This is a genomic window from Argonema galeatum A003/A1, from assembly GCF_023333595.1.
Lineage (GTDB): Bacteria > Cyanobacteriota > Cyanobacteriia > Cyanobacteriales > Aerosakkonemataceae > Argonema > Argonema galeatum.
Genome location: NZ_JAIQZM010000001.1, coordinates 162,188 through 184,440 on the forward strand (window position 1 = coordinate 162,188; position 22,253 = coordinate 184,440).

The 22,253-nt window shown below is 44.0% G+C and carries 23 protein-coding genes; 7 read left to right on the plus strand and 16 right to left on the minus strand.

Annotation, left to right across the window (positions count from 1 at the left end; translation table 11 throughout):
* The first annotated feature begins 142 nt into the window (after positions 1-142).
* The 3 genes from LAY41_RS00770 (at position 143) to LAY41_RS00780 (ending at position 2,858) form a co-directional block, all read left to right on the plus strand.
* The gene (locus LAY41_RS00770; RefSeq protein WP_476726974.1) at positions 143-1,192 is read left to right on the plus strand and encodes a DUF3086 domain-containing protein; all 1,050 of its coding nucleotides are present in this window, start codon (positions 143-145) and stop codon (positions 1,190-1,192) included.
* A gap of 238 nt (positions 1,193-1,430) precedes the next feature.
* Positions 1,431-2,096: a glycerol-3-phosphate 1-O-acyltransferase PlsY gene (gene plsY / locus LAY41_RS00775; RefSeq protein ID WP_249093044.1), complete on the plus strand. Its 666-nt coding sequence runs from the start codon at positions 1,431-1,433 to the stop codon at positions 2,094-2,096.
* Between the two features lie 78 nt (positions 2,097-2,174).
* A complete protein-coding gene (locus LAY41_RS00780) occupies positions 2,175-2,858 on the plus strand; it encodes a Uma2 family endonuclease (RefSeq protein WP_249093046.1) in 684 nt (227 codons plus the stop codon).
* 78 nt (positions 2,859-2,936) lie between these two features.
* On the opposite strand, the gene LAY41_RS00785 is transcribed toward LAY41_RS00780, so the two are convergent.
* From LAY41_RS00785 to der, 14 genes are all read right to left on the minus strand, one after another.
* A complete protein-coding gene (locus LAY41_RS00785; protein ID WP_338022911.1) occupies positions 2,937-3,515 on the minus strand; it encodes a Uma2 family endonuclease in 579 nt (192 codons plus the stop codon).
* Positions 3,516-3,615: 100 nt separating this feature from the next.
* Positions 3,616-3,900 carry a hypothetical protein gene (locus tag LAY41_RS00790; RefSeq protein WP_249093050.1) on the minus strand — a complete coding sequence of 95 codons (285 nt, stop codon included), beginning with the start codon at positions 3,898-3,900 and terminating at the stop codon, positions 3,616-3,618.
* Positions 3,890-4,186 carry a BrnT family toxin gene (locus LAY41_RS00795; protein WP_249093052.1) on the minus strand — a complete coding sequence of 99 codons (297 nt, stop codon included), beginning with the start codon at positions 4,184-4,186 and terminating at the stop codon, positions 3,890-3,892. The genes LAY41_RS00790 and LAY41_RS00795 overlap by 11 nt, the downstream gene beginning before the upstream one ends.
* A gap of 25 nt (positions 4,187-4,211) precedes the next feature.
* A complete protein-coding gene (locus LAY41_RS00800; protein WP_249093054.1) occupies positions 4,212-4,607 on the minus strand; it encodes a hypothetical protein in 396 nt (131 codons plus the stop codon).
* Between the two features lie 161 nt (positions 4,608-4,768).
* Positions 4,769-7,420, minus strand: coding sequence for a DNA methyltransferase (locus tag LAY41_RS00805; RefSeq protein ID WP_249093056.1), 2,652 nt, complete (start codon positions 7,418-7,420; stop codon positions 4,769-4,771).
* A 119-nt stretch (positions 7,421-7,539) separates the two neighbouring features.
* Positions 7,540-8,358, minus strand: a complete 819-nt coding sequence (locus tag LAY41_RS00810; protein ID WP_249093060.1) for a type I restriction endonuclease — start codon at positions 8,356-8,358, stop codon at positions 7,540-7,542.
* Between the two features lie 129 nt (positions 8,359-8,487).
* Positions 8,488-9,855, minus strand: coding sequence for a phosphotransferase family protein (locus LAY41_RS00815; RefSeq protein ID WP_249093062.1), 1,368 nt, complete (start codon positions 9,853-9,855; stop codon positions 8,488-8,490).
* A gap of 303 nt (positions 9,856-10,158) precedes the next feature.
* A complete protein-coding gene (gene proC / locus LAY41_RS00820; RefSeq protein WP_249093064.1) occupies positions 10,159-10,968 on the minus strand; it encodes a pyrroline-5-carboxylate reductase in 810 nt (269 codons plus the stop codon).
* Between the two features lie 204 nt (positions 10,969-11,172).
* Complete coding sequence (locus LAY41_RS00825; protein WP_249093066.1) at positions 11,173-11,766, minus strand: cell division protein SepF; 594 nt, start codon at positions 11,764-11,766, stop codon at positions 11,173-11,175.
* A gap of 385 nt (positions 11,767-12,151) precedes the next feature.
* Positions 12,152-12,841, minus strand: a complete 690-nt coding sequence (locus LAY41_RS00830) for a YggS family pyridoxal phosphate-dependent enzyme (RefSeq protein WP_249093068.1) — start codon at positions 12,839-12,841, stop codon at positions 12,152-12,154.
* On the minus strand, positions 12,838-13,113 hold the full coding sequence (gene pipX / locus LAY41_RS00835; protein WP_249093071.1) for a transcriptional coactivator PipX: 276 nt from the start codon (positions 13,111-13,113) through the stop codon (positions 12,838-12,840). Before pipX ends, LAY41_RS00830 begins: the two co-directional genes overlap by 4 nt.
* A 392-nt stretch (positions 13,114-13,505) precedes the next feature.
* A complete protein-coding gene (locus LAY41_RS00840) occupies positions 13,506-14,525 on the minus strand; it encodes an energy-coupling factor transporter transmembrane component T family protein (RefSeq protein WP_249093073.1) in 1,020 nt (339 codons plus the stop codon).
* A gap of 9 nt (positions 14,526-14,534) precedes the next feature.
* A complete protein-coding gene (locus LAY41_RS00845) occupies positions 14,535-14,900 on the minus strand; it encodes a four helix bundle protein (protein ID WP_249093076.1) in 366 nt (121 codons plus the stop codon).
* A gap of 61 nt (positions 14,901-14,961) precedes the next feature.
* Positions 14,962-16,323, minus strand: coding sequence for a ribosome biogenesis GTPase Der (gene der, locus LAY41_RS00850; protein ID WP_249093077.1), 1,362 nt, complete (start codon positions 16,321-16,323; stop codon positions 14,962-14,964).
* A gap of 141 nt (positions 16,324-16,464) precedes the next feature.
* Between der and LAY41_RS00855 the strand changes: the two genes are divergently transcribed.
* Genes LAY41_RS00855 through LAY41_RS00865 form a run of 3 tightly spaced genes read left to right on the plus strand, consistent with a single transcriptional unit; the run spans position 16,465 to position 17,653 of the window.
* Positions 16,465-16,959 (plus strand): papain-like cysteine protease family protein, encoded by a 495-nt coding sequence (locus tag LAY41_RS00855; protein WP_249093080.1) that lies wholly within the window; start codon positions 16,465-16,467, stop codon positions 16,957-16,959.
* Positions 16,956-17,261 carry a hypothetical protein gene (locus LAY41_RS00860; RefSeq protein ID WP_249093082.1) on the plus strand — a complete coding sequence of 102 codons (306 nt, stop codon included), beginning with the start codon at positions 16,956-16,958 and terminating at the stop codon, positions 17,259-17,261. The genes LAY41_RS00855 and LAY41_RS00860 overlap by 4 nt, the downstream gene beginning before the upstream one ends.
* A 20-nt stretch (positions 17,262-17,281) precedes the next feature.
* Entirely contained in the window at positions 17,282-17,653 is a 372-nt protein-coding gene (locus LAY41_RS00865) for a helix-turn-helix domain-containing protein (protein WP_249093083.1), read from the plus strand.
* A gap of 3 nt (positions 17,654-17,656) precedes the next feature.
* Here LAY41_RS00865 and LAY41_RS00870 read toward each other — a convergent pair whose 3' ends face one another.
* A complete protein-coding gene (locus LAY41_RS00870) occupies positions 17,657-20,197 on the minus strand; it encodes a tetratricopeptide repeat protein (RefSeq protein WP_249093085.1) in 2,541 nt (846 codons plus the stop codon).
* Between the two features lie 404 nt (positions 20,198-20,601).
* Between LAY41_RS00870 and LAY41_RS00875 the strand changes: the two genes are divergently transcribed.
* Positions 20,602-21,138, plus strand: coding sequence for an MFS transporter (locus tag LAY41_RS00875; protein WP_249093087.1), 537 nt, complete (start codon positions 20,602-20,604; stop codon positions 21,136-21,138).
* Between the two features lie 313 nt (positions 21,139-21,451).
* Here the strand turns inward: LAY41_RS00875 and LAY41_RS00880 are convergent.
* Positions 21,452-22,253 (minus strand): tetratricopeptide repeat protein (locus tag LAY41_RS00880; protein ID WP_249093089.1); only part of this gene is annotated, 802 nt, incomplete at its 5' end.

The following is a 22,253-nucleotide window of genomic DNA, read 5'->3' on the forward strand; positions in this document are numbered from 1 at the left end:
GCCTCTAACTACTGAACAAAATAATGAGTTTATCGAAGGGGATTTACCGCCGCTGGGCACTGAAGATATGCCTGCAAACGATAATTGGGTAATCGGCGGGGGGGCGTCTGCAAATACTCAAGAGCTTGCCAGCAACAATGCGATGAGAGGAGGGGATTCAGCGCCTATAGACGAGAAAGTGCAAACAAAGATCGATCGCATTTCTGAGTTAGAAGCACGGGTAGCTGAATTAAAGCAAGAGGAACAGTCTCTCAAACAGGAAATTTCCTCTCTACAAGTCACCCGAAAAATCCTCTCCGAGCAAATGACTGAAACGCAAGCAACTTTAGGTCGCCTGCTTCAAGAAGGGTTGAGCGAATTAGAACAACGCAAGCAGACGCTGCAAATTGCCGTAGAACAGTTAGAACGCCGCCAGGAACGGGTTCGAGCCGAGATGAAAACGACATTTGCTGGAGTTTCTCAAGACTTGGCAATTCGGGTACAAGGCTTTAAAGACTATCTGGTAGGTAGTTTGCAGGATCTGGCGTCTTCTGCCGAACAACTGGAACTGATTCCCAAAACACCAGAACCGGAAGAAAAGGTCGTTATTAAAGATGCTAAACCGATCAAAGAATCTGGATCTGGGGGGCCGAAATTTGCAGAGCAGGGTTTTCAGGAACAATCGAAGCAAATTCGCAAACTTTTAGACCAATACCGCACGCGACCGGATTATTATGGCCCGCCTTGGCAACTGCGGCGCACTTTTGAACCAGTTCACGCCGAACGCGCTTCTTACTGGTTTTTCACTCAGGGTGGGAAGGGAGCGTTACGGACTATGGGTTCTCGCCTGCAAAATATCCTCATTTCTTCTTCTATTATCTCGGTGTTGCGATCGCAATATGGCGATCGTCTCCGCAGCCTAGTCCTGGCAAATACCCCCGAACGTCTGGGAGAATGGCGGCGCGGTTTGCAAGACTGTCTGGGCATTTCTCGCGGTGATTTTGGCCCAGAACGGGGAGTGACTCTGTTTGAAGCCCCAGAACCGATGGCAATCAAAGCTGAGCGGTTGGTTAAAGAAGGGCAAATGCCGTTGATTATCATTGACGAAACAGAAGACCAAATTAGTCTAGCTATGCTGCAATTTCCCTTGTGGTTGGCGTTTGCGCCCGATCCTCAATCGCCCAGCTATTCTTCGGAGCGCGATCGTTTTTAATTTTAGATTGCAAGATGGGAGATTTCAAATTGAAACATTGTCTAGCAACTTCAGCTTGGCAAAACCTCACCCCCCCTTCCCCCCCTCTCCGCCTGCAAAGAGGGGGGATAAAAACTCCCCTCCCCGTGGACGGGGAGTTGTTTTACTCCCCTCCCCGTCCACGGGGAGGGGTTGGGGGTGGGGTTCCACTCTGCAATCTGCAATCTTAAATTGGAAATTTTCAGTAAAGGATCGATTGATGATGGTTGAGTTAAGTGTAAATATTGCATTGTTGCTTGTGGCTTATCTGCTAGGCTCTTTTCCGACTGGCTATTTAGCTGCTCGCATCCTCAAGGGAATTGATATTCGCGACCAAGGTTCTGGTTCGATTGGCGCAACGAATGTGTTGAGAACCCTGGGAAAAGGCCCAGCAATTGTGGTTTTGCTGGTTGATGCTGCTAAAGGTGCGGCTGCGATCGCGATCGCGCATTTTGCTTACATCATCTCTGGCAATTTGTCAAGTAATGAGGGATTATCTTTACCTTGGCTGGTGGCTTTGGCTGGATTAGCGGCTATAATCGGTCATAGTTGGCCAATTTGGTTGAATTTTAAAGGCGGTAAATCAGTTGCTACCAGTTTGGGGATATTGCTAGCAATGTCTTGGCAAGTTGGTTTGGGAACGTTAGGAGTTTTTGCCGTAGTGATGGCAATTTCGCGGATCGTATCGTTGAGTTCGATTGTGGGTGCGATCGCAGTTTCCGCCCTAATGTTTGGATTTGGTGAACCTTTGCCATATCTGCTGTTTGCGATCGCAGCTGGTATTTACGTTATCTGGCGTCATCGCGCCAATATCGAGCGTTTACTAGCAGGAACCGAACCAAAAATCGGGCAAAAATTACAGACAGAGACAGAACAAACTACATAACCAACAACCGCACAAAATCCGCCAATTATCCCAGGCAAAAGTTTACAATCGAATTGTGCGTGTCACCCAGACCCCATCATGTTAAAGTACAACCCACTGCATTACTTACCCTCTTCCGAAGAACTACCCGACTCTGACGATACACCTGTGGATAACGAACTGCAAGATTTAATTCCCGGTTTACTCAAAGCAATCTTAGCTTTAGTTTGGGCGAACCGCATGGATTGGTTTTTTGGTGTTGATATGGGAGTATATTACGATCCCGAAGAACCTGCTATAGTGCCAGATGGATTTCTTAGTTTAGGAGTAGAACGGGTTTTTGATGAAAACTTGCGTCGAAGTTATATCTTTTGGGAAGAAGATCATATTCCCCCAATCATGGTGCTAGAAATTGTTTCCGAGAAACGGCGGGGAGAATACACCAACAAGAAAAACCTTTATGCAGAATTGGAAGTATTGTATTATGTAATATATAATCCCATTCGCCGTCGAAAATCACCATTAGAAGTATATCGTTTGGTGAATGGGGAATATAATTTGCAGCCGCAAGATAATCCGGTTTGGCTACCTGAAATTGGTTTAGGAATTGGTAGAGAACGGGGAACTTATCAGGGAATAACGCGGGAATGGCTTTATTGGTATGACGATCGAGGGTCAAGATTGCTAACGCCTGAAGAACGGATTTTGCAAGCGGAACAAAAAGCGGAAAGATTGGCGGAAAAGTTACGAGAATTAGGGATAGATCCAAATTCTTTAAATTGATTTTGGTACGTTTTTGCGATTTAGCGATATATAAAAGAGCGCTAAAGCGCAACAACATACCTGAAATTTCCCTCATTTTTACTCTCCTTCAAAATCAACTTTATCATAGAGATCTGCCAGAGAAATTTCACAGGGAACTGTGTTAAGAGCTAGGATTGATTCTGCACCATCATACTCAGAAAAAATCCATTGATGCGGTTCTGTTTTGTAGTATCGCTCAACGTGCATTGAGTATTGTTCGATCAATACATACTCTTGAAAAGTGGGAATAGTGCGGTAAAACTTAAATTTTTTGCCTTGATCATAAGCCTGAGTTGATTTTGATAATATTTCCGCAATCATCACTGGATTGGTAATAGTATCTTTTCGCCCTTCTTGGAGTTGCAAAGCTCCTTGAACTACCATGACATCAGGGTAAGTATAGATACGTCGCTGGGGAATCCACAATCGCTGATCGCTGACGAATACATCGTAAGGTTGCCGTTTAAGAGCAAAGTTTAGGGCTGCATAAAAGTTGCCAGTAATACGGTTATGATTGGGCATTCCACCGGACATAAGGATTATTTCTCCATCAATGTATTCATGTTTTTCTTCTGCATTCACTTCTAGTTCTAGATACTCTTCTGGAGAGTAATATTTTTTTTCTTCTGCTTGCATAATCATCTGAATTAAACCTCTAATGTTTGAATTTTCTATTTCCTGTTTTTGCCCATTTTCCCGATTTTAACAAATTGCTCACCTTCCCTCTACAATACAATTAACTGTTAACGACTTCATTCAATGCTTCATTAATGATTTCATCACTGACACCCCGACGCTTTAAACTGGCAATCAATGCTGTTACTGTTTCGTTCTCGAATAGCTCTAAATCGTTACGCAATCCCTGACCAATATAAGCGCGAATCAACGGCTCATACCCTGAAAATCCTAACAATGGTGCAAGCCGTTTTAGGTCTTCCACGACATCTTCAGGAATGCGAATCGTTACGCTAGTCATGGGACGATTTCGTTCTAACCGCTTTTTTAACATCTCAATTTTCATATATTGCTCGCTCCTGACGAGTTGCTTTACGCGCTGAAATAATCCGAATCATATTCTCCTCACGTTCGATGTGAACCACATATAAGAGATTCCATCGAGTATCTAACCCAATTACAGCATCTCTTGCTTCATCATTGCGGCTAGCATCAACAACTACGAGAAAGGGATCGAAAAATGCCTCAGCAGCTTGCTGGAAAGTAATGCCGTCATGCTTCTCAGGATTGCGACTTGCCTTTTCGCTGTTCCAAACAAAGGTAATGCCATTGAGTACGAAATATACATCCATGCTTGACAGTGTAGGCAATATATATTTACCTTGTCAATACGTTTGCCCTTCCCTCTACAATAGTAATTTCCTCCTCTGTTAATCCATAGAGTTTATAAACAATCGTATCTATCAGTTGATCGCACCGCATCAGTTGCATTTTGAGCGGGAGTAAGGTATCTAAACTTGCCTGATATTCCTTTTCTAAGGTTTGCTGTTCTTTTCGCGCAACGGGATCGATTTTGAGTTTCTTTTTGTTTTTCTTCAGCACTTCGATTAACTCGTCAAAGCTAAGATGGGGTTCGTCTTTGTAATAGTCTCCTAAATAATTCTGAATTTTCGATTTATTTGTGAGTGTGTCAATGGGACAACCAATAAAGCGTTCTAGCCATTGCAAAAAGCTTTTTATTTCGGTTTGTTTTTGCTTGTTGAGTTCGACCATTTGTTCGGCTAGATAGGCTAATAAATCGTGAATTACATCGGCTTCTTCCGGTTGTTGGCTAAGGTGATGGTTGGTTGACTTGGGATATTATTGGATCGAGGTTGTGAGCGATCTTTATGCTTGATAGTGCGTAGGTGCTTCGCCTTCTCCCAGAGGTTGCTCTATTCCTCTTCAAATGCTCCATCAAACTCTGTAAGTGAATCCTCTTCAATTTCAATCTCATCAACTGCATCATCAGTTAATCCTAGTTCCTTCTTGGCAAATACACGCCGTGCGCGGCGATCGAGAATCTTGATAATATTAGTTCTATCTTCTTTAATAGCCTCAATATCCTCTTTTTGAATCAGCACCATATAGTAACGGGATACTTCCATCATGCGATAAGCGTACTGGAAAGCATCTCTAGTAAACTCACCAGTAGTCACAATCATCACTACATCAGCGCCAGTTACAAAAGTCATGCCTACTTCTTTAGCTAACACCTCAACATCTACTCGTTTGGTGTTTTTGCACTGAATTTGCCAACGGTGATAAACAAAGCGATCCGATGCAGCTAAAACATCTACTTCCCCTTGTCCAGTTTCATAGTCCCGTTTGCGCCATTTTGTGAATCGAAGACTCGTCAAACGAATCATCCAAATTGCTAGCAATTCTAGTGCTTTGCCTTTAATATGTTTATCTGCATGATCTAAATCATTGACAACATCTTCAAAACTTCGATTTAGTTCAGTTTGGGAAATTTCTGTTATGTCTGCAATAGACTCTAACAATTTAGACAGTAATTCACGCTGTGCTTTTTCAGTCAGCTTAACCAGATTGGGTTTAGCACCACGTCCACCCGTAGTTTTCTCAGTTTCAATTAAACCTACTTCTACTAAAGGTTGAATAATATCCTTAACAAATGACTTTGAGGGGAACCGTACTTTATAAACACTCACCGCATAGTTAGCAATGTCATTCCACTTGGTTAGCTCTATAATGCTCATCTGGAGCATTGCCAATAGAAAATACTTTTGCTCTGAAGTGAGAGTATAAATCTCATCGATATAGTCTTTATCAAGTTCTAGGATGTCATAGACTCGATCCCAATTAATTTCGTATGTTTTCTCAAATACCCCTGCTTCTTGTAACCATTGCCGCATAGTGCTAACATAGATGGCGTTGGGAGAGAGAGAATACCCCATCTCTTGAAGTTCGTAACCAATTAAATCCAATTTTGGTTTATCGCCTCTACTGTTAATTGCTTCCACTGCTTTCAGCAAAGACATTCCAGTTAAGTTAGTCAGAATGTGACGAGCAAAAATTGTAGCTGCTTCATCAGCATCGCTCTGATAAGCTAATATTTCATTAGCAAGATCTGTTACTTGGTACTGCCAATCATCATCATTAATCGACTCAACTAACTTGTAAGCACGAAGAGAAAGAAATGTATTCATCGCAAGTTTGCTGCGATTTTCCCCTTGCTGTAAATCATTTTGCGTTGAGTGACTAGAATAATAACGCTTGGCAATTTCAGCCTGTAAGAGACGGCGATCGGGTTGGCAATTTACACAGAGTTGCACTAATTCCGGTAAATTCATCGTTTTAGGTTCAAACTGATGCCCGTAGGTAAACTTTAGTTTTTGATCTGCCATATTGTTATTATGTGATTGAAATAAGTCTAATTGGATATAACTATTTTGCTCGTCTATTGTAGATGATTTGTCAATATAATCAGGGGCTAAAGCCAGCGCTTTGGCTTTCAGAACTTTTCTCTCTTTTAATGGAGTAACAACCAATGGGGCATCTTCTTCAAATCGAAACTGCGATGCTTTAATATAATTTTGATCTAATTCAAAAGCTAACCAACGGCGATCGAGGGTTTCCGCTACTCGTCCTGTAGTATTTGAACCTGCAAATGGATCGAGAACTAAATCACCAGGTTCTGTACAAAGTGCTATGACAAATTCAGGTAATGCTTGGGGAAATCTAGCAGGATGAGCTTTAATTCCTGCTTCTTTACATCGTCGCTGATAATAATCATTAGATGCAGTATTAGAAGCTGAGATAACATTGACAGGCTGTGCTAAATCATGCTCTAAAATCCAATTAAATTCTCCTAATACTGGCAGCCCAATGAACGCGCCGGAACTGCACGTAGGATCGGCTATGATGTTTGGAGGAATAGCACCACCCCGATCGTTCTGAAATTTAGTAGAAATATCATGCCCAGACGGGCGTAACTTGGCATCATACCCATTTTTCAATAGGTTTTTCATCGCCTCACTGTAAGGGCGTAAAACCCGTTTGTTATTGGCTTTAGGGTGCGGATCTTTTGATAACCACCAAACTGTATTCACAGCATCTTTCACCCTTTCTCTCCGCACTGTAACCCACTCAGCAGGGGTCGGAAGTTTGGCTGGATTGTACCAAAAAAGTTCTTGGGCGAGGAAGAAACCCAAACCACCTTCTGATTTTGGTTTGCAAAGCTCTATTACTAACTCAAAATGATACATCGATCGCACGGGAAAACCTTTAAGCCACGTTCCTCCAATATCTATGACTAGCGATCCTTCGGGCTTGATAATACGATAGAATTCACGGGCAAATGCCTTGAACCATTCAACGTATTTATGAGCATCTACATTACCATACTCTTTTTTTCTTACTAGGGCGAAAGGTGGAGAAGTGCAAATTAAATCGACGCTTTCATCTGGCAATTCTGCCATGAGTTCCAAGCTATTACCTAAGTAAGCTGAACCTAGCTGCGTCCTGTAGTAGGGCTGACGGCTAATTTGGCTGGCGATATCAAACTTAGAAATACTTTGCACCATTTCGCTTTCCTGTGACAACCCAAAGAGATAGAGTAACGACTTTTATCAATATCTTGAACGCAGACTTTCACAGATTATACCATTCCTCTTTCAAATTTGCGGTTTTTCAATGGTGCATCTCATTGTTCCGATGTCACCGCTTCCCCGCGTCGGGTAGCATCTGCGACAAATCCTCCCGCCAAATCGGGAAAAATGCGATCGAACACCAACGCTTTTAACTCATTCCCCACTCGCGTCGCATAAGTTGTGCTACCATCGCGTACCCGTTCTAAAAAATTGCGTCCTTGGGAATCTTTAACGAATGCTTCTTGGCGAAAGAATAGCAAAAAATATTTAAACTTGTCTAAATCTTCTGCTTCCAGAAGTTCCACCAAATCCACTTGATAAAACTCTGTTGCTGTGGAAGAAGCTTGTCGATAATATAACCGCCACTCTCTCCCATTGGTTAAAATTCCCCAATCTACCCCCGTTCCCGTGAGATAGCTAGCAATCTGAAAAGATGGGTTAGTATTCTTATAAAAATCGCGGTTATCATTCTTAGAAACCTTGCTTAACGGACGTTCCCAGTATTTTGCTTCTGCGATCGCAATTACCCGCCCATAAAACGCAGTCTCATTACTTTGTAAAGGATAAGCAGCATCACGATCATTTTCACTATTAAATAAAGCATAATCTGGACGTTCTGCCCTACCTTTACCGCGAGTCGTCACCTGGGGAATGTGGCTAAACCCCAGAAGATCCAACGCAGGTTTAATAAATACTTCCTCTGTTTGCGCTTCACTCAGCGTTGACAACAGAGCTTTTTTGGAAATATAAAGATTTTTTAACTTTTGAAACTCGGCAGCCACATCCACTTGCCATTCCGGGGATTCCTTAAGCCGATGATCCAGATAATGCTGTGAAAATAGCGGTTTGTTTGGTTTTTGTCTATCTGTCACGATCTAACCTCCGATTTTCGGTATTCCCACAATTTACCCCACCCCCTCTTTTATACTTTACAGCAGCTTGCAGTCGGAGGTCGTAAACCCCAGAAACCCGGTTTCTTGAAGAAACCGGGTTTCGCGTACCTACTCATCAGAAAAGCGCTGTAACAGCTTTTCCAAACACAAAGGTACTGCAACTTCCATCTCCCATCTAGCTAATTCTTCTAAATGGGAAACTATCCAGTAATAAGTTATCGCCTGATACAACATTCCCAACGTTTTCGATAACTCAAAAGCTTCAATCAAACGTTCCATCGGTTCGTAAGTTGTCCACGATTCCAGATAAGCATTGCGGAGGCGAGTACGTACATCGGGAATATCGGGAACGTATTTTTCAATATACAAAAAGTTAACGATATCGAAAAAAGGATGCGCTACGGCGCTAGTCGGCCAATCAAAATAAATATAATTATTATCGGTTACAACGACATTTTTTGCCCAAAAATCCCCATGTACCAGCGTTTGCGGCAGATTGTAACTTGCCAATGCGTCGCACATTCCCTTAAATTGGGGAATCAAAGCACGCAGTTCATCAATATCACTTTCTTCAATAATTATAAAATCTCCTGCCAGCAATGCCTCGGTATCATTTAACATCAACTCAATGAAATATGATAGCGTTTTTAGACGACGATCGGGCCAACCCAACCTTATCAAATTATCAACGTGCTGAACAGATTCTATCTGAATGTGGGCATATAAGCGCAACGCTTTCTCCCAATCAAGGACATCTGTAACTTCTGACAAAATCCTTCCACCGAAATCCAGCATCAAAATCCAGTGCTGTTCTGGTTCCACAGCTAATATTTTGGGGAAATTTGCTGGATAATATTCAGCTAAAGTTTGCGTGAATAAGAATTCTTTACCTAATACATCTGGCGTAGCTTTGAAGTAAATATTTCCCGCAGTCGTAGTTACCCGCATCACGCAGGAAACACCCCAAGATCTTAATTGCTCAATAGGAGAAATAACACTTATGCCAAGACTATTTAGTTGTTCGTCAATCCAAATTGTTGCCTTTTCAAACCAGCCAATTCTTGCCCAAGGAACTCGCTGTGTGCTAATTTTAGAATCCTCAACCTCATTAAACCAAGCTTTCAGCACATCACAATGCACTGGCACCGTTAGCGCCAGATTATCCAGTTCGTACTTACCAATCCAACGAGCCTCAGCAGGTGGGTTCCAGTCGGGATTGTGATTTTCAAGGACAAAAACTCGGTTTACGCGATCGAGGTCAGTATCCAAGTCATTGTAGACGCAGCACAGCGTTGTTACATCAATCCCCAACTGCTCCTGCATAGCTTGGTTGACCAGACCAACATGAGCAAAATGATTTTTTGCAGGCACGAAATGTGGTAAAGACCAACCATCTTTAACCCGACACACCAACACCTTGGACTCGGTTATATGGGGAATAATCGTGTAGCAATCAAATATTCTTTTATTAATCATAAGCTGCTACGCATCTAATTTGACAGTCAGTTTTTCCGATCTTCTTGTGGGATGGGCATCCTGCCCGTTTTTATATTGGATTTAGATGCGTAATATCTTATTATGTCCGGTAGCATCTGTTACCTAACAAATTCAGGTTCTTATTCTTATCTGCGTTCATCTGCGTTCATCTGTCTTCATCTGCGGTAAAAATTTAACCAACGATGAAAACAGACAATTTGACAATATCACTGATAAGTAGTCGGACACGATATCATTAGTCATTGGGGAATCTGAAATCTAAAATCTAAAATTGCCCAGTACCTAACTGCCAAGTTCTTTCGATCGCCGATAAGCCTTTTTAACCGCTTCAATCAAAGCCGATCGAAAACCAAGACGTTCTAATTCAGCAATACCAGCAATAGTTGTACCGCCAGGACTGGTAACCTTGTCCTTGAGTTCTGCTGGGTGCATACCCGTTTCTTTAAGCAGTTGAGCGGTGCCGAGAACGGTTTGCAGCGCTAACTGAGATGCGATCGCTCTTGGCAACCCCGCCGCCACCCCTCCATCGGTAAGCGCTTCTACGAGGATCGCCACGTAACCCGGCCCAGATCCCGATAACCCCGTCACCGCATCCAGCATAGTTTCTGGCACTTCCACCACCTCTCCCACAGCTTGGAAGATGCCGCGCGCCCGTTCTAGGTGACCCAGCTGTACATGATTGCCTGGTGCGATCGCAGTCATCCCAGCGCCCACCGTTGCGGGCGTATTCGGCATCGCCCGAATCACCGGCTGTCCCGGAAAAGCCCATTCCAACTTATTCAAGGGAACGCCAGCCATAATCGAAATCACCAGATGCCCTTCTACAACAACCCCATCTTCTACCAACTCTGCCGCTACGCTGTCAAACACTTGCGGCTTAATTGCCAAAAATAGCACTTCGGCTGCCCTTACCACTTCCTTATTGTCAGAAGTGACTGCGACCTGGTATTGCTGGGCCAACAAACTGCGGCGCTGCGCCTGGGGTTCGCTGACCAGAATTTCTGACGGTAGATATATTTGTTGATTAATTAAGCGGGATAAGAGAGCTTCTCCCATTACCCCGCCACCGATGATGCCAAATTTTATAGTCATTGGTCATTAGTCAAGAGTCATTAGTCAAGAGTCATTAGTCAAGAGTCATTAGTCATTAGACTTCTCCAGAAATTAATTAAAGGTGCGTTACCTGTAACCCTTGTAGAGACGTTGCATGCAACGTCTCTACATTCTTTGAAAGGAGATGTCCATTGGTCATTGCTGACTGCTGACTGCTGACTGCTGACTAATGACCAACTCGAGCTAGATCGATTGAACGATCCGCTGATCCGTTGCCCAGGAGGGGGCCGTAGTCGCTGGACGAGGGACGCGCACTTGGGGTTGAGGAACTTCGTGAACGACACCCGATTGGGTACTCACCTGGACGCAGTTAGGCGTAAACAGGAAGATACTTTCGCCAATGCGTTCTTGGTGACCGTCGATCGCATAAGTGCCACCCGCGATAAAGTCTACCGCACGTTGGGCCTGGTCGGGGTCCATCATCGTCAGGTTCAACACCACCGATTTCCGTTCCCGCAAAGCTTGAATTGCTTGAGGCATTTCTTCAAAGGTGCGGGGTTCCATTACCACAACTTCCGAAAAGTTGTTGCTAACTCCCGGCATTCCAATCACGTTATTCATTGGGGATGGTATTGCGGTTTCTGGTGCTACGGTGATGCGATCGCGCATCCGGCGGCGCTGACGGCGGTCTTCTTCGGTGGCGGGTTGAGCAGTTTCCTCTGGGTAGAGGTTTTGGTAGTTATTCCGCTCGTCCGCATCGTCGTAATCGTCGTACTCGTATTCGACTGGCTCGTTGAGGCCAACGAAATCTTTGAGCTTGGTAAAAATATTATTCACGGTTGTTCACACTCCATTCAACTACAGTTTACTAGAGCTTGTTTCGTGCGTTCTGGCAGAGAGGAGGCATTTGAAAATCAGAGTTTTTCGCATACCTTCGCTTATGGTAAGGGTACTTGACTTGGGAAGCACCTCTTCTATTTATAATGTCTCGACGCTGGCAATATGTTAGCCCATGCTCTGTTTAATTTTAGAAATTATTCCGGCTAAAGAAGCCGATAATCGCACTTTCGCCGCCGAAAGTGCAGGATTTAACAGAACCGCCCGACAGTTCCCCATTGTAACGTATAGCCACAGTCACAGAAGTTAGGACATCCTAAAACGGCAGAACCAATTCACAGCAAGCATTTCACTTTTGACTTTTGAAGGAGTGACTTTTGCTATATCACTCTTTGTGTCTTTCCCCAAACAGAGTTGTGCCCAAGCGTACCATCGTCGCACCCGCTTGCACTGCCAGGTGGTAATCGTCGGACATACCCATTGAAAGGTGCTGCATTTGAATGCGCGACCAATTTTGCTGCTGGATTTTTTCCGCCAGTTCGCGGGTACTTTGAAAAAATGCCAGAATTTCCTCTTCATCCAAATCTAGCGGAGGAATGGTCATCAACCCAAGTATTTGTATATGTTGGCACCGATCGAGTACGGGTAGATCGGCTAGCAGTTCGGGTACTGTCCAACCGTATTTGTTGGGATCGGGTAAAAGTTTGACCTGGAGGCAAACTTGCGGCTGTTTGGATAGCGATCCCGCCAAGTTATCCAATTGCTGGGCTAATTTTAAACTATCTAAAGAATGAATCCACTGAAAATGCTCCAAGGCTTTTTTAGCTTTATTGGTTTGAAGATGTCCGATTAGGTGCCAGGTGATATCCGGTAAATCTTGCAGCTGGGACTGTTTGGCTTCGGCTTCTTGCACGCGGCTTTCGCCAAAATCTCGTATTCCGGCAGCATAGGCAGAACGCATTGCATCTACCGACACCTGCTTGGTGACGGCAATCAAGCGGACAGATTCCGGTAGCTGTTGGCGAAGGAGGCTAATCCGAGACGCTAGAGCATCAGATAAGTGGGAGCGGGTCATTGAAATGTGCGATGATGAATGACCATGAGCTTATCGTACTCCTGAGATTGACCGCTGCGACGCAGCGATCGCAGGCGATTTTCTACCAAAAGGCGAGAATCCGAACGGGTAATCGGCTCGCAAGTGATGCCAGCCGGTGTAGTCATCACTAAAAAAAACAGACGTTGAGCGTAGAGTGTGGTGAATAATTCCTTGTGTTCTTCAAGTACGCACACCCGGTATAGCAAACCAAACGTAGGATGATTTAGGTAAGTTTCTGGGTTTTCATTCATTCTTCAGCGTAAGCCGATTAATACTTATTCCAGCTATAAAGGGCAGTAACCTATATCTGGGTTGTACCCAGTTCGCATAACCTCCAGCATGGCTGGGGCTCAGATGCCAATTGTATTGCACAACTCTGTCACCAAAACGGACAACAGTAGATTGGTTGAGGGGGATATTGACAATATCAGTATTTTGACAAATGTGCAACACAGTATATCTCAACTATTCATCCCATTACTTTATAGCAATTTGGGCTCATCTTTTAGAGTATAAGGCGTTTGCGGCTAACCATTAGAGTTTGTTTCCAGTGGTCTAAAATTGCCAAATTTTCTGGCTCGTACCAATAAGCTACTGGGAACGGTAGCCTTGAGCCAATACCAGGGTTGTACTGGTTCCCTCATCACAGTTCGCCATTACCCCAAATCAACCGCACTCCCCAGAATACCGCTAAAGTTGCCATAGCAAGCCAGTCACTTTTCCTCAGACGCAACTGACTCCACTCTACGCGATGTCGATCGGGACTGGTAAAACCGCGTACTTTCATAGCGCTGGCGATTTGATCGGCTCGCAGGAGCAGATTTTTCAGCAGTCGCTCAGCGATCGTCATCCACAGTCTAATCGCTCTCCGCAAACCTAGCTTTTTCCAATTGATTGCCCTTGTCCACACTGAGCGGACTAGGTTTTGCACTTCTTCTAAGACTAAGGGAATGAAGCGCAAAGATAACGTTAAAGTTAGCACAATTTCTGTCACCGGCCAATTGAATCGGCGCAGAGGTCGCATTAAGCTTTCAATCCCAGCAGTTATTTCCTCTGGAGCAGTTGTGAGCAGGTACAAGTTAGTGCTGTAAATCAGCGTAAATAGTAAGGTACTGACGCGAATTGCCAAATCTAAAGATCTGCGGGTAATTGTAATCGGCCCCTGTTTCAATACTATGTAACTGTAGCCTTGGGATTTGAGATTGGCGATCGCCGATAAGAAATTCTTCTGCTCCCCCACTCCCCCACTCCCCCACTCCCCCACTCCCCCGCTCCCCCGCTCCCCCACTCCCCCACTCCCCCGCTCCCCCGCTCCCCCGCTCCCTGGCTGAGGGTTGACAAAAGCCATCTCATCTGCTGGTCGTCGCGGCTGATAACTTACTGCCATTCCATCAGGGGCTACAGCGCTCAAGAAGAAAACAAATACACTGAGGATCAGCAACCAAACCATTTGCTGACGCCACACCCGCAACGGAATTCTGGCTGTCAGCGTAATCAAAATCAGCAATACTGACAGGGCGATTCGGCTAGAGGGATTTGCCAGAATGGGCGCAAACAGAAAACTCATCAACCAGCCCAGCTTGACTCGCGGATCGAGCTTGTGCAGCCAAGTGGTTGGTTCTTCGAGGTAAAGCCCTAGAGGTAGCGATCGCAATAAATCCATCTTTCGATTTTAGACTTTAGACTTGGGAGTTTCGGTTAGACTTGTGATGGATGCTACCGTCATCGCTAAGATTTCATTTGTTTCTGACATCAAACTTTTTAGTTGTTCGGCAGGCATTAATTCAGATTCGATTAAAAGCTCCATCCAGTATAAGCTTTCATCGGCCTTCTCTTCTACGATTCTAAGTTTAGCGACTAAATGGAGAGTAGCTTCACAGTGACAAGCTGCCCGATATTTAGCACCTATAGATGTAGCCGATCGCAGTAACCGCTTGCCCATAAATTCAGCAGTTTGCCCTGGTGGCAAGGCATTTACCAGGCGAATAACTCTCAAGGCAAGCTGCTTCGTTCTAGTTTTAAACTTTTGCTTGTCCATAATAGACTTTAGATTTTAGATTGTATGGTTAAATTGTATAACAATCTAAAATCTAAAATTTTTAGACGCGGGCAGCTCTGTTTTTGCTTGGGCCTTCTACTTCACGAGCTTTTTTACCGCGCCACAGCAATCGCAATGGTGTGCCTTTAAAACCTAGTTGTTTGCGGAATTGGCTTTCCATGTAGCGGCGATAATTATCGTTAAAACGGACGGGATCGTTGACAAAAAGAGCAATGGTTGGCGGTTGAGTTTTGACTTGGGTGCCATAGTAAATTTTGCCCTGACGCCCTTGACGGGTAACTGGGGCAGAGTGCCACCTGATGGATTCTTGAATCACTTCATTAATCACGGCGGTAGTTACCCGACGTTGGTGTGCCTCAGCTGCGGAGTCGATCAAATCGAGAATTTTTTCTACACGCTGACCCGTTTTAGCGCTGACAAAAATACTTTCTGCCCATTCGGTAAAATGCAGCCGTTGTTGCAAAAGTTTTTCGTAGTCGTAGATTGTGTAGGAATCCTTTTCTACCGCATCCCACTTATTAACTACAATTACGCAAGCGCGACCTTCTTCAGCAATTCTACCTGCGAGTTTTTGGTCTTGTTCGGTAATTCCATCAACTGCATCTATTACTAACAAGACTACATCAGCGCGGCGGATCGCTTTGAAGGCGCGATTAATCCCAAAAAATTCAGGGCCATATTCAACGTTTTTCTTTTTGCGAATCCCAGCCGTGTCGATCAGGCGATAAGTTTTATCTTCCCGTTGTACTACGGTATCAATGGCATCGCGAGTAGTGCCGGAAATCGGGCTAACTATGGAGCGATTTTCTCCTACAAAGGAGTTCAATAAACTCGATTTGCCAACGTTAGGACGCCCGACAATTGCAACTTTAATTTCTGATACTTCTGGGATTTCTCCTACTGGCGGCAAGTGGGTAATTAGATCGTCGAGTAGTTCGCCAGTACCGCCACCGTGAATGGCAGAAACGGGATAAGGTTCGCCTAATCCCAGTTCCCAAAATTGTGCGGCTTGAGTTAAACCTTGTTCTGGGGATTCGCATTTATTGACGGTTAGCAGGACGGGGAGGGGTTGAGTACGCAACCATACTGCGATTTCTTCATCTGCTGATGTTGGGCCAGCTTGTCCATCCACGACAAATATAGCGGCACAAGCTTCTGACAGTGCTGTCATAGCTTGTTCGCGGATCAAAGGTAGAAATTCGGTGTCGTCGTCGAATACTAAGCCGCCGGTATCGACGACGGTGTATTCGCGATCGCGCCAGTATGCGGGGCGATAGGTGCGATCGCGCGTCATCCCCGGTTGATCGTGGACAATGGCATCCTGTAAACCTGTCAAACGATTGACAAGAGTAGATTTGCCCACATTTGGGCGACCGATAATAGCAACAATTGGCAGAGGCATAGTTCAATCCTGAGTCTTGTGCGAGTTTGGTTAGGCAGTGACTCAGGTTTGATTACTTTCCCCTCAGCCCTGTTTTTGCTCGAACATTTTATTATAGCATAATATATTTGGATAGTATTTTATTAATATGAGGACTTTAGAATGCACCCTGCCTGGGCTGGTGCTGGTGGTAATTGGCCTGCAATTGATGAAGTTTTCGATCCAAAAGTTGTTAGGCAACGAAGCGATCTATCTTGCGTAGCGGCTTGCGGTGAAATGTTGTTAAAAGATCGGGGAATAAATATTAATCAGGTAGTTATTGAGGAGTTCATTGGGCCAGCATCCGCGCCGGAATTCCTTGCTTGGGCGCTAAACGAACTAAACCCAGATAGTTCTGGAGAGTGGAAAGGCGCTTTTCTTAATTTACCGGACGCAACTCAATTCCAAGTTTTTGAGACATTAAATAATACAGGTTCTTGGGCGGCTGTACTTTGGGAGAGAGGTGCTAGAATAGGTCACATGGTAATCGTTGATGGTTTGGATGAAGATGGCTATGTCGTGATTCGCGATCCTTGGCAAGGAACAAGATATATAATGATCATAGATAACTTTCTGCAATATTGGAGCCAGAGTGGAGTTTACTGGTTAAAAAAATGAACGTACAAGTGCTTTCCATCGAACCTGGTAAAGAAAAAGGCACATTTAATGTTGCGATCTCGATCGGAGATCGGCAGCATAGTTTCACGATGAAAGGTGAAACGAACATAATTGCTAATAAAGAGCTTCATGCTATAATGGGAGATAAAGATTTTTGGGAAATCTTCAAATTTAACCAACATTTGGCTCAAGAAGTGTATAAACTGACAGCCAAAGTATATAACGGTAAAGATGTTCAATTACCAATGGCGATCGGTGAATTTTCTACCGCAGAAGTCAGCCCAGCTTTTCTTCAGATTTAAAAACTCCTAGTAGCTACTACATGGAATTAATTACCACATTTCCGCCACGTCCGATTACTTGTGAAGCTGAGTTAACCGCTACCCAAAATCGGATTAATTCTATTTTGGATCGAAAGAATATCACGCAAGATGACCGAGATTACTTAAATGTGCTTGGTACTTTAGTTTATGATTACGAACAAAAACATGAGGTAATGCCTGTTTTGAAAGGTGTCAAGCTGCTGAAAGCTTTGATGGTGGAAGATAATATAGAAGTAAAAGACTTGGTTGATATATGGAAAAATGAGGTACAGGTGTCTGAGGTACTAAATGGGGAACGGGAACTGACGACAACTCAAATGCAAAAATTAGGTGAGTTTTTCCATGTTTCTGCTGCTGCGTTTTTGGAGTGATAGTTAATCTTGGTTCCACTCTTTCTCAATTCTTTCTAAATCTTTGGCTGCACCTAATTGTTGATAAATTTGATGTGCTGTGTTGTAATGTTGTTGGGCAAGTTCTGGGTTATTGCGCTGACGTTCGAGTAGCGCCATATCATAATGAGTATCAGCAATTTTATAAGTCATACCTAGTTCTCTACTTATTTGTAGACATTGCTGATAAAGTCGTTCTGCTTCATCGAAATTACCCCGATCGCGTTCAATATCTCCCCAAGAACCTAAAGAACCTGCCATTCCTTCACGATCGCCTAATTCTTGCCTTAACTGAAAAGATTGCCGTTTCAATTGTTCAGCAGCATCCAAATTGCCCCGCATCCGTTCAATATCTCCCAAAAGACCCCAACTAGAAGCCATACCAGCCCGATCGCCTAATTCTGTCATCAATTGCAAAGATTGCCGATACAGACGTTCCGCCTGTTCCCAATTGCCGCGATTTCGCTCAATATCTCCCAAACTACCCCAACTAGAAGCCATACCAGCCCGATCGCCTAATTCTGTTCTCAATTGCAAAGATTGCCGATACAGACGTTCCGCTTCATCCCAATTACCGCGACTTTGCTCAATATCTCCCAAATATTGCAGCGCGTTAGCAATTTCGCTCTTAATGTTTTGATTTTGTGCAATAGATAAAGCCTGTTGGAAATATCTCTCTGCTATATCCCAATTGCCGAAATCCCTATAAGTTCTGCCAATTTGTCTTATAAATATTGGGCGCTCATCATCATCAATATGAGGTAAGATTTGCTCATATAACTCTCTTAACAGGCTCCAGTGACCCCAGCGTCTCAAATATTTTTCTAGCGTACCTATCAACAAGCTAGATGCTTCACTGTAATTGCCTAACTGAAAGGCAAAATATTGAGTTTCTATAACTGGACGCAAATCCTCTGAATTTTTAGGGTTTTCAACATTTCTGCCAGAGCGATAAAACGCATAAGCTGCCTTGACTAGATTAGGCATCTGGTCTTTAGATTCATTTTTCAAGAACTTGGCAATCACAGCATGAAGATCGTAAAATAGCTCACATTTATGTTCATTATAGCGACACTGCACCAAACTGCTATTAACTAATCGTTCTAAAGTTACTTCTGTTTCCCTAATATCTTCATCTGTAAATTCAGCAACTTCTCCTAATTCTGCTGCATTCAAAAATCGATCATCTTTCTCTATATCATCTGTATACAACCGCAAAAAAGTTAAACCTCTTACATCTATCGGTACGCGCAAAACACACATCCGCTTTAGTAAATCTCGCGCCGCTTCACTTTGTCGCGCCAATTGTTCTTGCAATATCGGTTCCGCCTTTTTCGTCACCAATTCGGGATGCTTCCGCAGATACCCAGGTTTACCTTTCCCAATCGCCGCCAGTTGAGTTAACAAAAATACATGACCCTCCACGCGCCCGGAAACCCACTGCAAATCTTCCGGTTTATCCTTTAATTGGCGCTGTTGCAAAATCTCCACACCCGCCCGATCCGATACACCCGTCAGCATTTCAATATACACCAATTCCGTATCCGGTTCCGCCCCTTCATACCGCGTATCTGCCAAATCTGCTGGTACTTCCCGACTGGTTAAAATAGTTTGGGAAATATGCTGCTGATAAACTAACGCATTCAGCAATTTACCCCAATCCAAAGAAACAGCTTTTCCCGCTTGGGGATGATTAGCTGGATGCAAAACACTTTCCAAGTTATCCAACACCAAAAGACAGCAATTTTCTGCCAAACCTGCGATAATTTTACCGATTTTTTCATCCGCACTTTTTAAAGGTTCCGGCGTTGCAATTCCCAACCCATCTAACAGAAACTCTGCCACCTCATCAAAACTCATTTTTTCCTGCGCTTTGAAATACATCACCCACTCATAAGGACAATTTTCCTCTGTTCCCCCCTTTTCAAGAGGAGTTAGGGTGGATCTCCCCAAACTAACACCCAAAGCTTCTAAAAGCTTAACAGTTAAACTCGTTTTTCCAATCCCACCTTGTCCGATAATTGCTAATACTTTCAGTGGGTTCAGAAACCCGGTTTCTCCAAGAAACCGGGTTTCTAAAGGTTCTCGCGGCAATAATCTTTCCTTCAATTGATGCAGCAATTCATCTCGCCCTTTCCACACGGGAACAGTAGGAATTGCCTGTTGTAAAATAACTCGTTTTTCCTTTTTTTGATTCGTCTGCGAATCTGCTAAATTTACCTTTAAATCGTGATTAACTTCCACCGTCACAGATAAAGTTTGCTCTGTGGTATTGCTTTCTGGTATATTTTGTGGTAAGTTTCCATCTTCTAGATCGGCAATATCCTGCCAATCGATAGACAATTTATTACAAATTTCGATAAAGTTTAGATAGTCAATTGCTTTACCATTGAGAAAAGTATTGACGGTATTCAGAGAAAATTTTAAGTCTTCAGCTAAATCTATCTGACGTGCGTAGCCGTTACGCCTTAACGCCACTTTAACTGTTTGAATACATTCTACGCGAACCCTGACAGAGCGAGGCATATTGGAATATAGTAATTTTTTTATCGAAAAATTGGGTTTAAAACCCCGTGCTTCTAGCGCGGCTTTATATTTAGTAACATTGCATCTGTCACTAAATATGCTAAAATGCTGGAATGCTAACCATGAATTACCGCTATCGCATCTATCCTAAAAACACTTAAGAGCAGGCGCTCAAAAAGTGGATGAATATTTGCCGCGTTGGTTAGAATTAATTAGTACCGATGGGCAGTCGGGAATCCAAAACGCCTACGCAGACGGTTTGCCAGGGGCTGAGATGTCTCAATCCAGGTCAAAGTCGAAAGCCCGCAAGGCTCGCCTTGAGCGCAGTCGAAAGGGAATAACTAGGAAATCTTTGAAGTGATTCTTGGAAGCCCCGTGCCTTTAGGCCGGGGTCATGTCACCAGTTGGTATTTCAGGGCGGTTTAGCGATCGGCAGTGCCATCTGGGGCTTAACGGCTGAGCATTTCGGAAACTCTGCTGCCCTTTCTGGTGCGGCAATTGGGCTGGTTGTGGGGCTAATAGCGGCGCTACCCTATCGGTTAATTGCGGGTGAGAAGTTGGATTTAACGCCGTCGCTGCACTGGCCCGAACCCGTAGTGGCGATCGAATTAAATCTAGAGGAAGGCCCGGTGCTAATTACCATAGAATATCGCATCGACCCGGCCCGATCGCACGACTTTGCAGAAGCAATGCACGCTTTAAGCCGGGTGCGTCGGCGCGACGGTGCAATTCGCTGGAGTTTGTGGAAGGACACCGCCTTACCGAATCGCTACCTGGAAACTTATGTTGTGGAATCTTGGGCGGAACATCTGCGTCAGCACGAACGCATGACTGTCGCGGATCTGGGAGAGGAAGCGCGTGTTCGTGCTTTTCACATTGGCGACAAGCCGCCTCTAGTTTCTCATTTAATTTACGCTCATGATACTCACGGCGTTCGTTAATAATGCTGATAATTTTCAATTCCTTGTTGGATTTTACTACTAACTCAAGTTGCTAGTTACTTGCTTTCTGGGTATGTTGTTGCGCTTTAGCGCTCTTATCCCAGTTGTATAGCAACCGCCAAGGCGGTTAAGCCATAAATCTGGGGTAGGGGCGAAGCATTCGGGCATATAATTTATTGGTTAAAACCGAAGATTTACTACCCGAATGCTTCGCCCCTACTGCCCTAATCGCCTTGGCGGTTGCTATAAGAGCGCTAAAGCGCAACAACGTACCTAATCTCAGCTTCAGTTATATAACTAGCAACTTGAGTGACTACTCTATTTTTAGCACTTGTTCTAACAATTGTCGTTCTTCGATCGCTAATTCCAGAAAGACACGCCGATCGCCTTTCTTCACCTTATATTCAACCGCAGTATTGAGAAGGCGGAGGGGTATTTGAAATTCTTTATATTCGCTGGTTAATTCCCGCCAGAGTTCTAGCCATATTTCTGCTGTTTTGTCGCTTACCGTTTCTGGCATTATTGTGGGGATGCTTTTGACGAGTCCCTGTCCTAATAGCGAGAGAATTTCATATTTGTCAAAAACTTGGATAAGAAGGGTCAGTCGGCTTTTCCAAACTACCGAATCTTGGGTATTTTTGAATAAAATACTAATAATTAACTCAGTATCATCTGCACTAATTTCTTCTTTGTCTTGAATCTGTTTAATCGCATTTTCTAGTGCTGTCATTCCTTCGTCCCAACGATCGAAACCTAAGATGGCAATGGCGCGGTTGAAGAAGACACCGCAATAGTTAGAACCCAATTCAATTGCTCGATCGAAGCAGGTGCTAGCCTCTTCAAATTTACCCAATTTCAAAAGTGCAAAACCCCGGTTATTCCAGGCTTCGTGGTCGTCGGGTTTGAATTTTATGGCTTGGTCATAGCTGGCGATCGCTTCTTCAAATCTTCCTAAGTTACGTAGCGCAAAACCCCGGTTATTCCAGGCTTCGTGCTTGTCGGGTTTGAATTTTATGGCTTGGTCATAGCTGGCGATCGCTTCTTCTAATCTTCCTAAGTTACCTAGCGCATTACCCCGGTTATTCCAGGCTTCGTGGTCGTCGGGTTTGAATTTT

Excerpts from the sequence above, each read along its gene's own strand:
- LAY41_RS00785 (WP_338022911.1), bottom strand. The coding sequence starts at position 3,515 with ATGCAAGCAGAAGAAAAAAAATATTACTCTCCAGAAGAGTATCTAGAA.
- LAY41_RS00870 (WP_249093085.1), bottom strand. The coding sequence starts at position 20,197 with ATGCCTCGCTCTGTCAGGGTTCGCGTAGAATGTATTCAAACAGTTAAA.
- LAY41_RS00780 (WP_249093046.1), top strand. The coding sequence starts at position 2,175 with ATGTTAAAGTACAACCCACTGCATTACTTACCCTCTTCCGAAGAACTA.
- LAY41_RS00830 (WP_249093068.1), bottom strand. The coding sequence starts at position 12,841 with ATGACCCGCTCCCACTTATCTGATGCTCTAGCGTCTCGGATTAGCCTC.
- proC (WP_249093064.1), bottom strand. The coding sequence starts at position 10,968 with ATGACTATAAAATTTGGCATCATCGGTGGCGGGGTAATGGGAGAAGCT.
- plsY (WP_249093044.1), top strand. The coding sequence starts at position 1,431 with ATGATGGTTGAGTTAAGTGTAAATATTGCATTGTTGCTTGTGGCTTAT.
- LAY41_RS00770 (WP_476726974.1), top strand. The coding sequence starts at position 143 with ATGAGAGGAGGGGATTCAGCGCCTATAGACGAGAAAGTGCAAACAAAG.
- der (WP_249093077.1), bottom strand. The coding sequence starts at position 16,323 with ATGCCTCTGCCAATTGTTGCTATTATCGGTCGCCCAAATGTGGGCAAA.
- LAY41_RS00795 (WP_249093052.1), bottom strand. The coding sequence starts at position 4,186 with ATGGATGTATATTTCGTACTCAATGGCATTACCTTTGTTTGGAACAGC.
- pipX (WP_249093071.1), bottom strand. The coding sequence starts at position 13,113 with ATGAATGAAAACCCAGAAACTTACCTAAATCATCCTACGTTTGGTTTG.
- LAY41_RS00845 (WP_249093076.1), bottom strand. The coding sequence starts at position 14,900 with ATGGACAAGCAAAAGTTTAAAACTAGAACGAAGCAGCTTGCCTTGAGA.
- LAY41_RS00860 (WP_249093082.1), top strand. The coding sequence starts at position 16,956 with ATGAACGTACAAGTGCTTTCCATCGAACCTGGTAAAGAAAAAGGCACA.
- LAY41_RS00855 (WP_249093080.1), top strand. The coding sequence starts at position 16,465 with ATGCACCCTGCCTGGGCTGGTGCTGGTGGTAATTGGCCTGCAATTGAT.
- LAY41_RS00800 (WP_249093054.1), bottom strand. The coding sequence starts at position 4,607 with ATGGTCGAACTCAACAAGCAAAAACAAACCGAAATAAAAAGCTTTTTG.
- LAY41_RS00805 (WP_249093056.1), bottom strand. The coding sequence starts at position 7,420 with ATGGTGCAAAGTATTTCTAAGTTTGATATCGCCAGCCAAATTAGCCGT.
- LAY41_RS00865 (WP_249093083.1), top strand. The coding sequence starts at position 17,282 with ATGGAATTAATTACCACATTTCCGCCACGTCCGATTACTTGTGAAGCT.
- LAY41_RS00790 (WP_249093050.1), bottom strand. The coding sequence starts at position 3,900 with ATGAAAATTGAGATGTTAAAAAAGCGGTTAGAACGAAATCGTCCCATG.
- LAY41_RS00815 (WP_249093062.1), bottom strand. The coding sequence starts at position 9,855 with ATGATTAATAAAAGAATATTTGATTGCTACACGATTATTCCCCATATA.
- LAY41_RS00840 (WP_249093073.1), bottom strand. The coding sequence starts at position 14,525 with ATGGATTTATTGCGATCGCTACCTCTAGGGCTTTACCTCGAAGAACCA.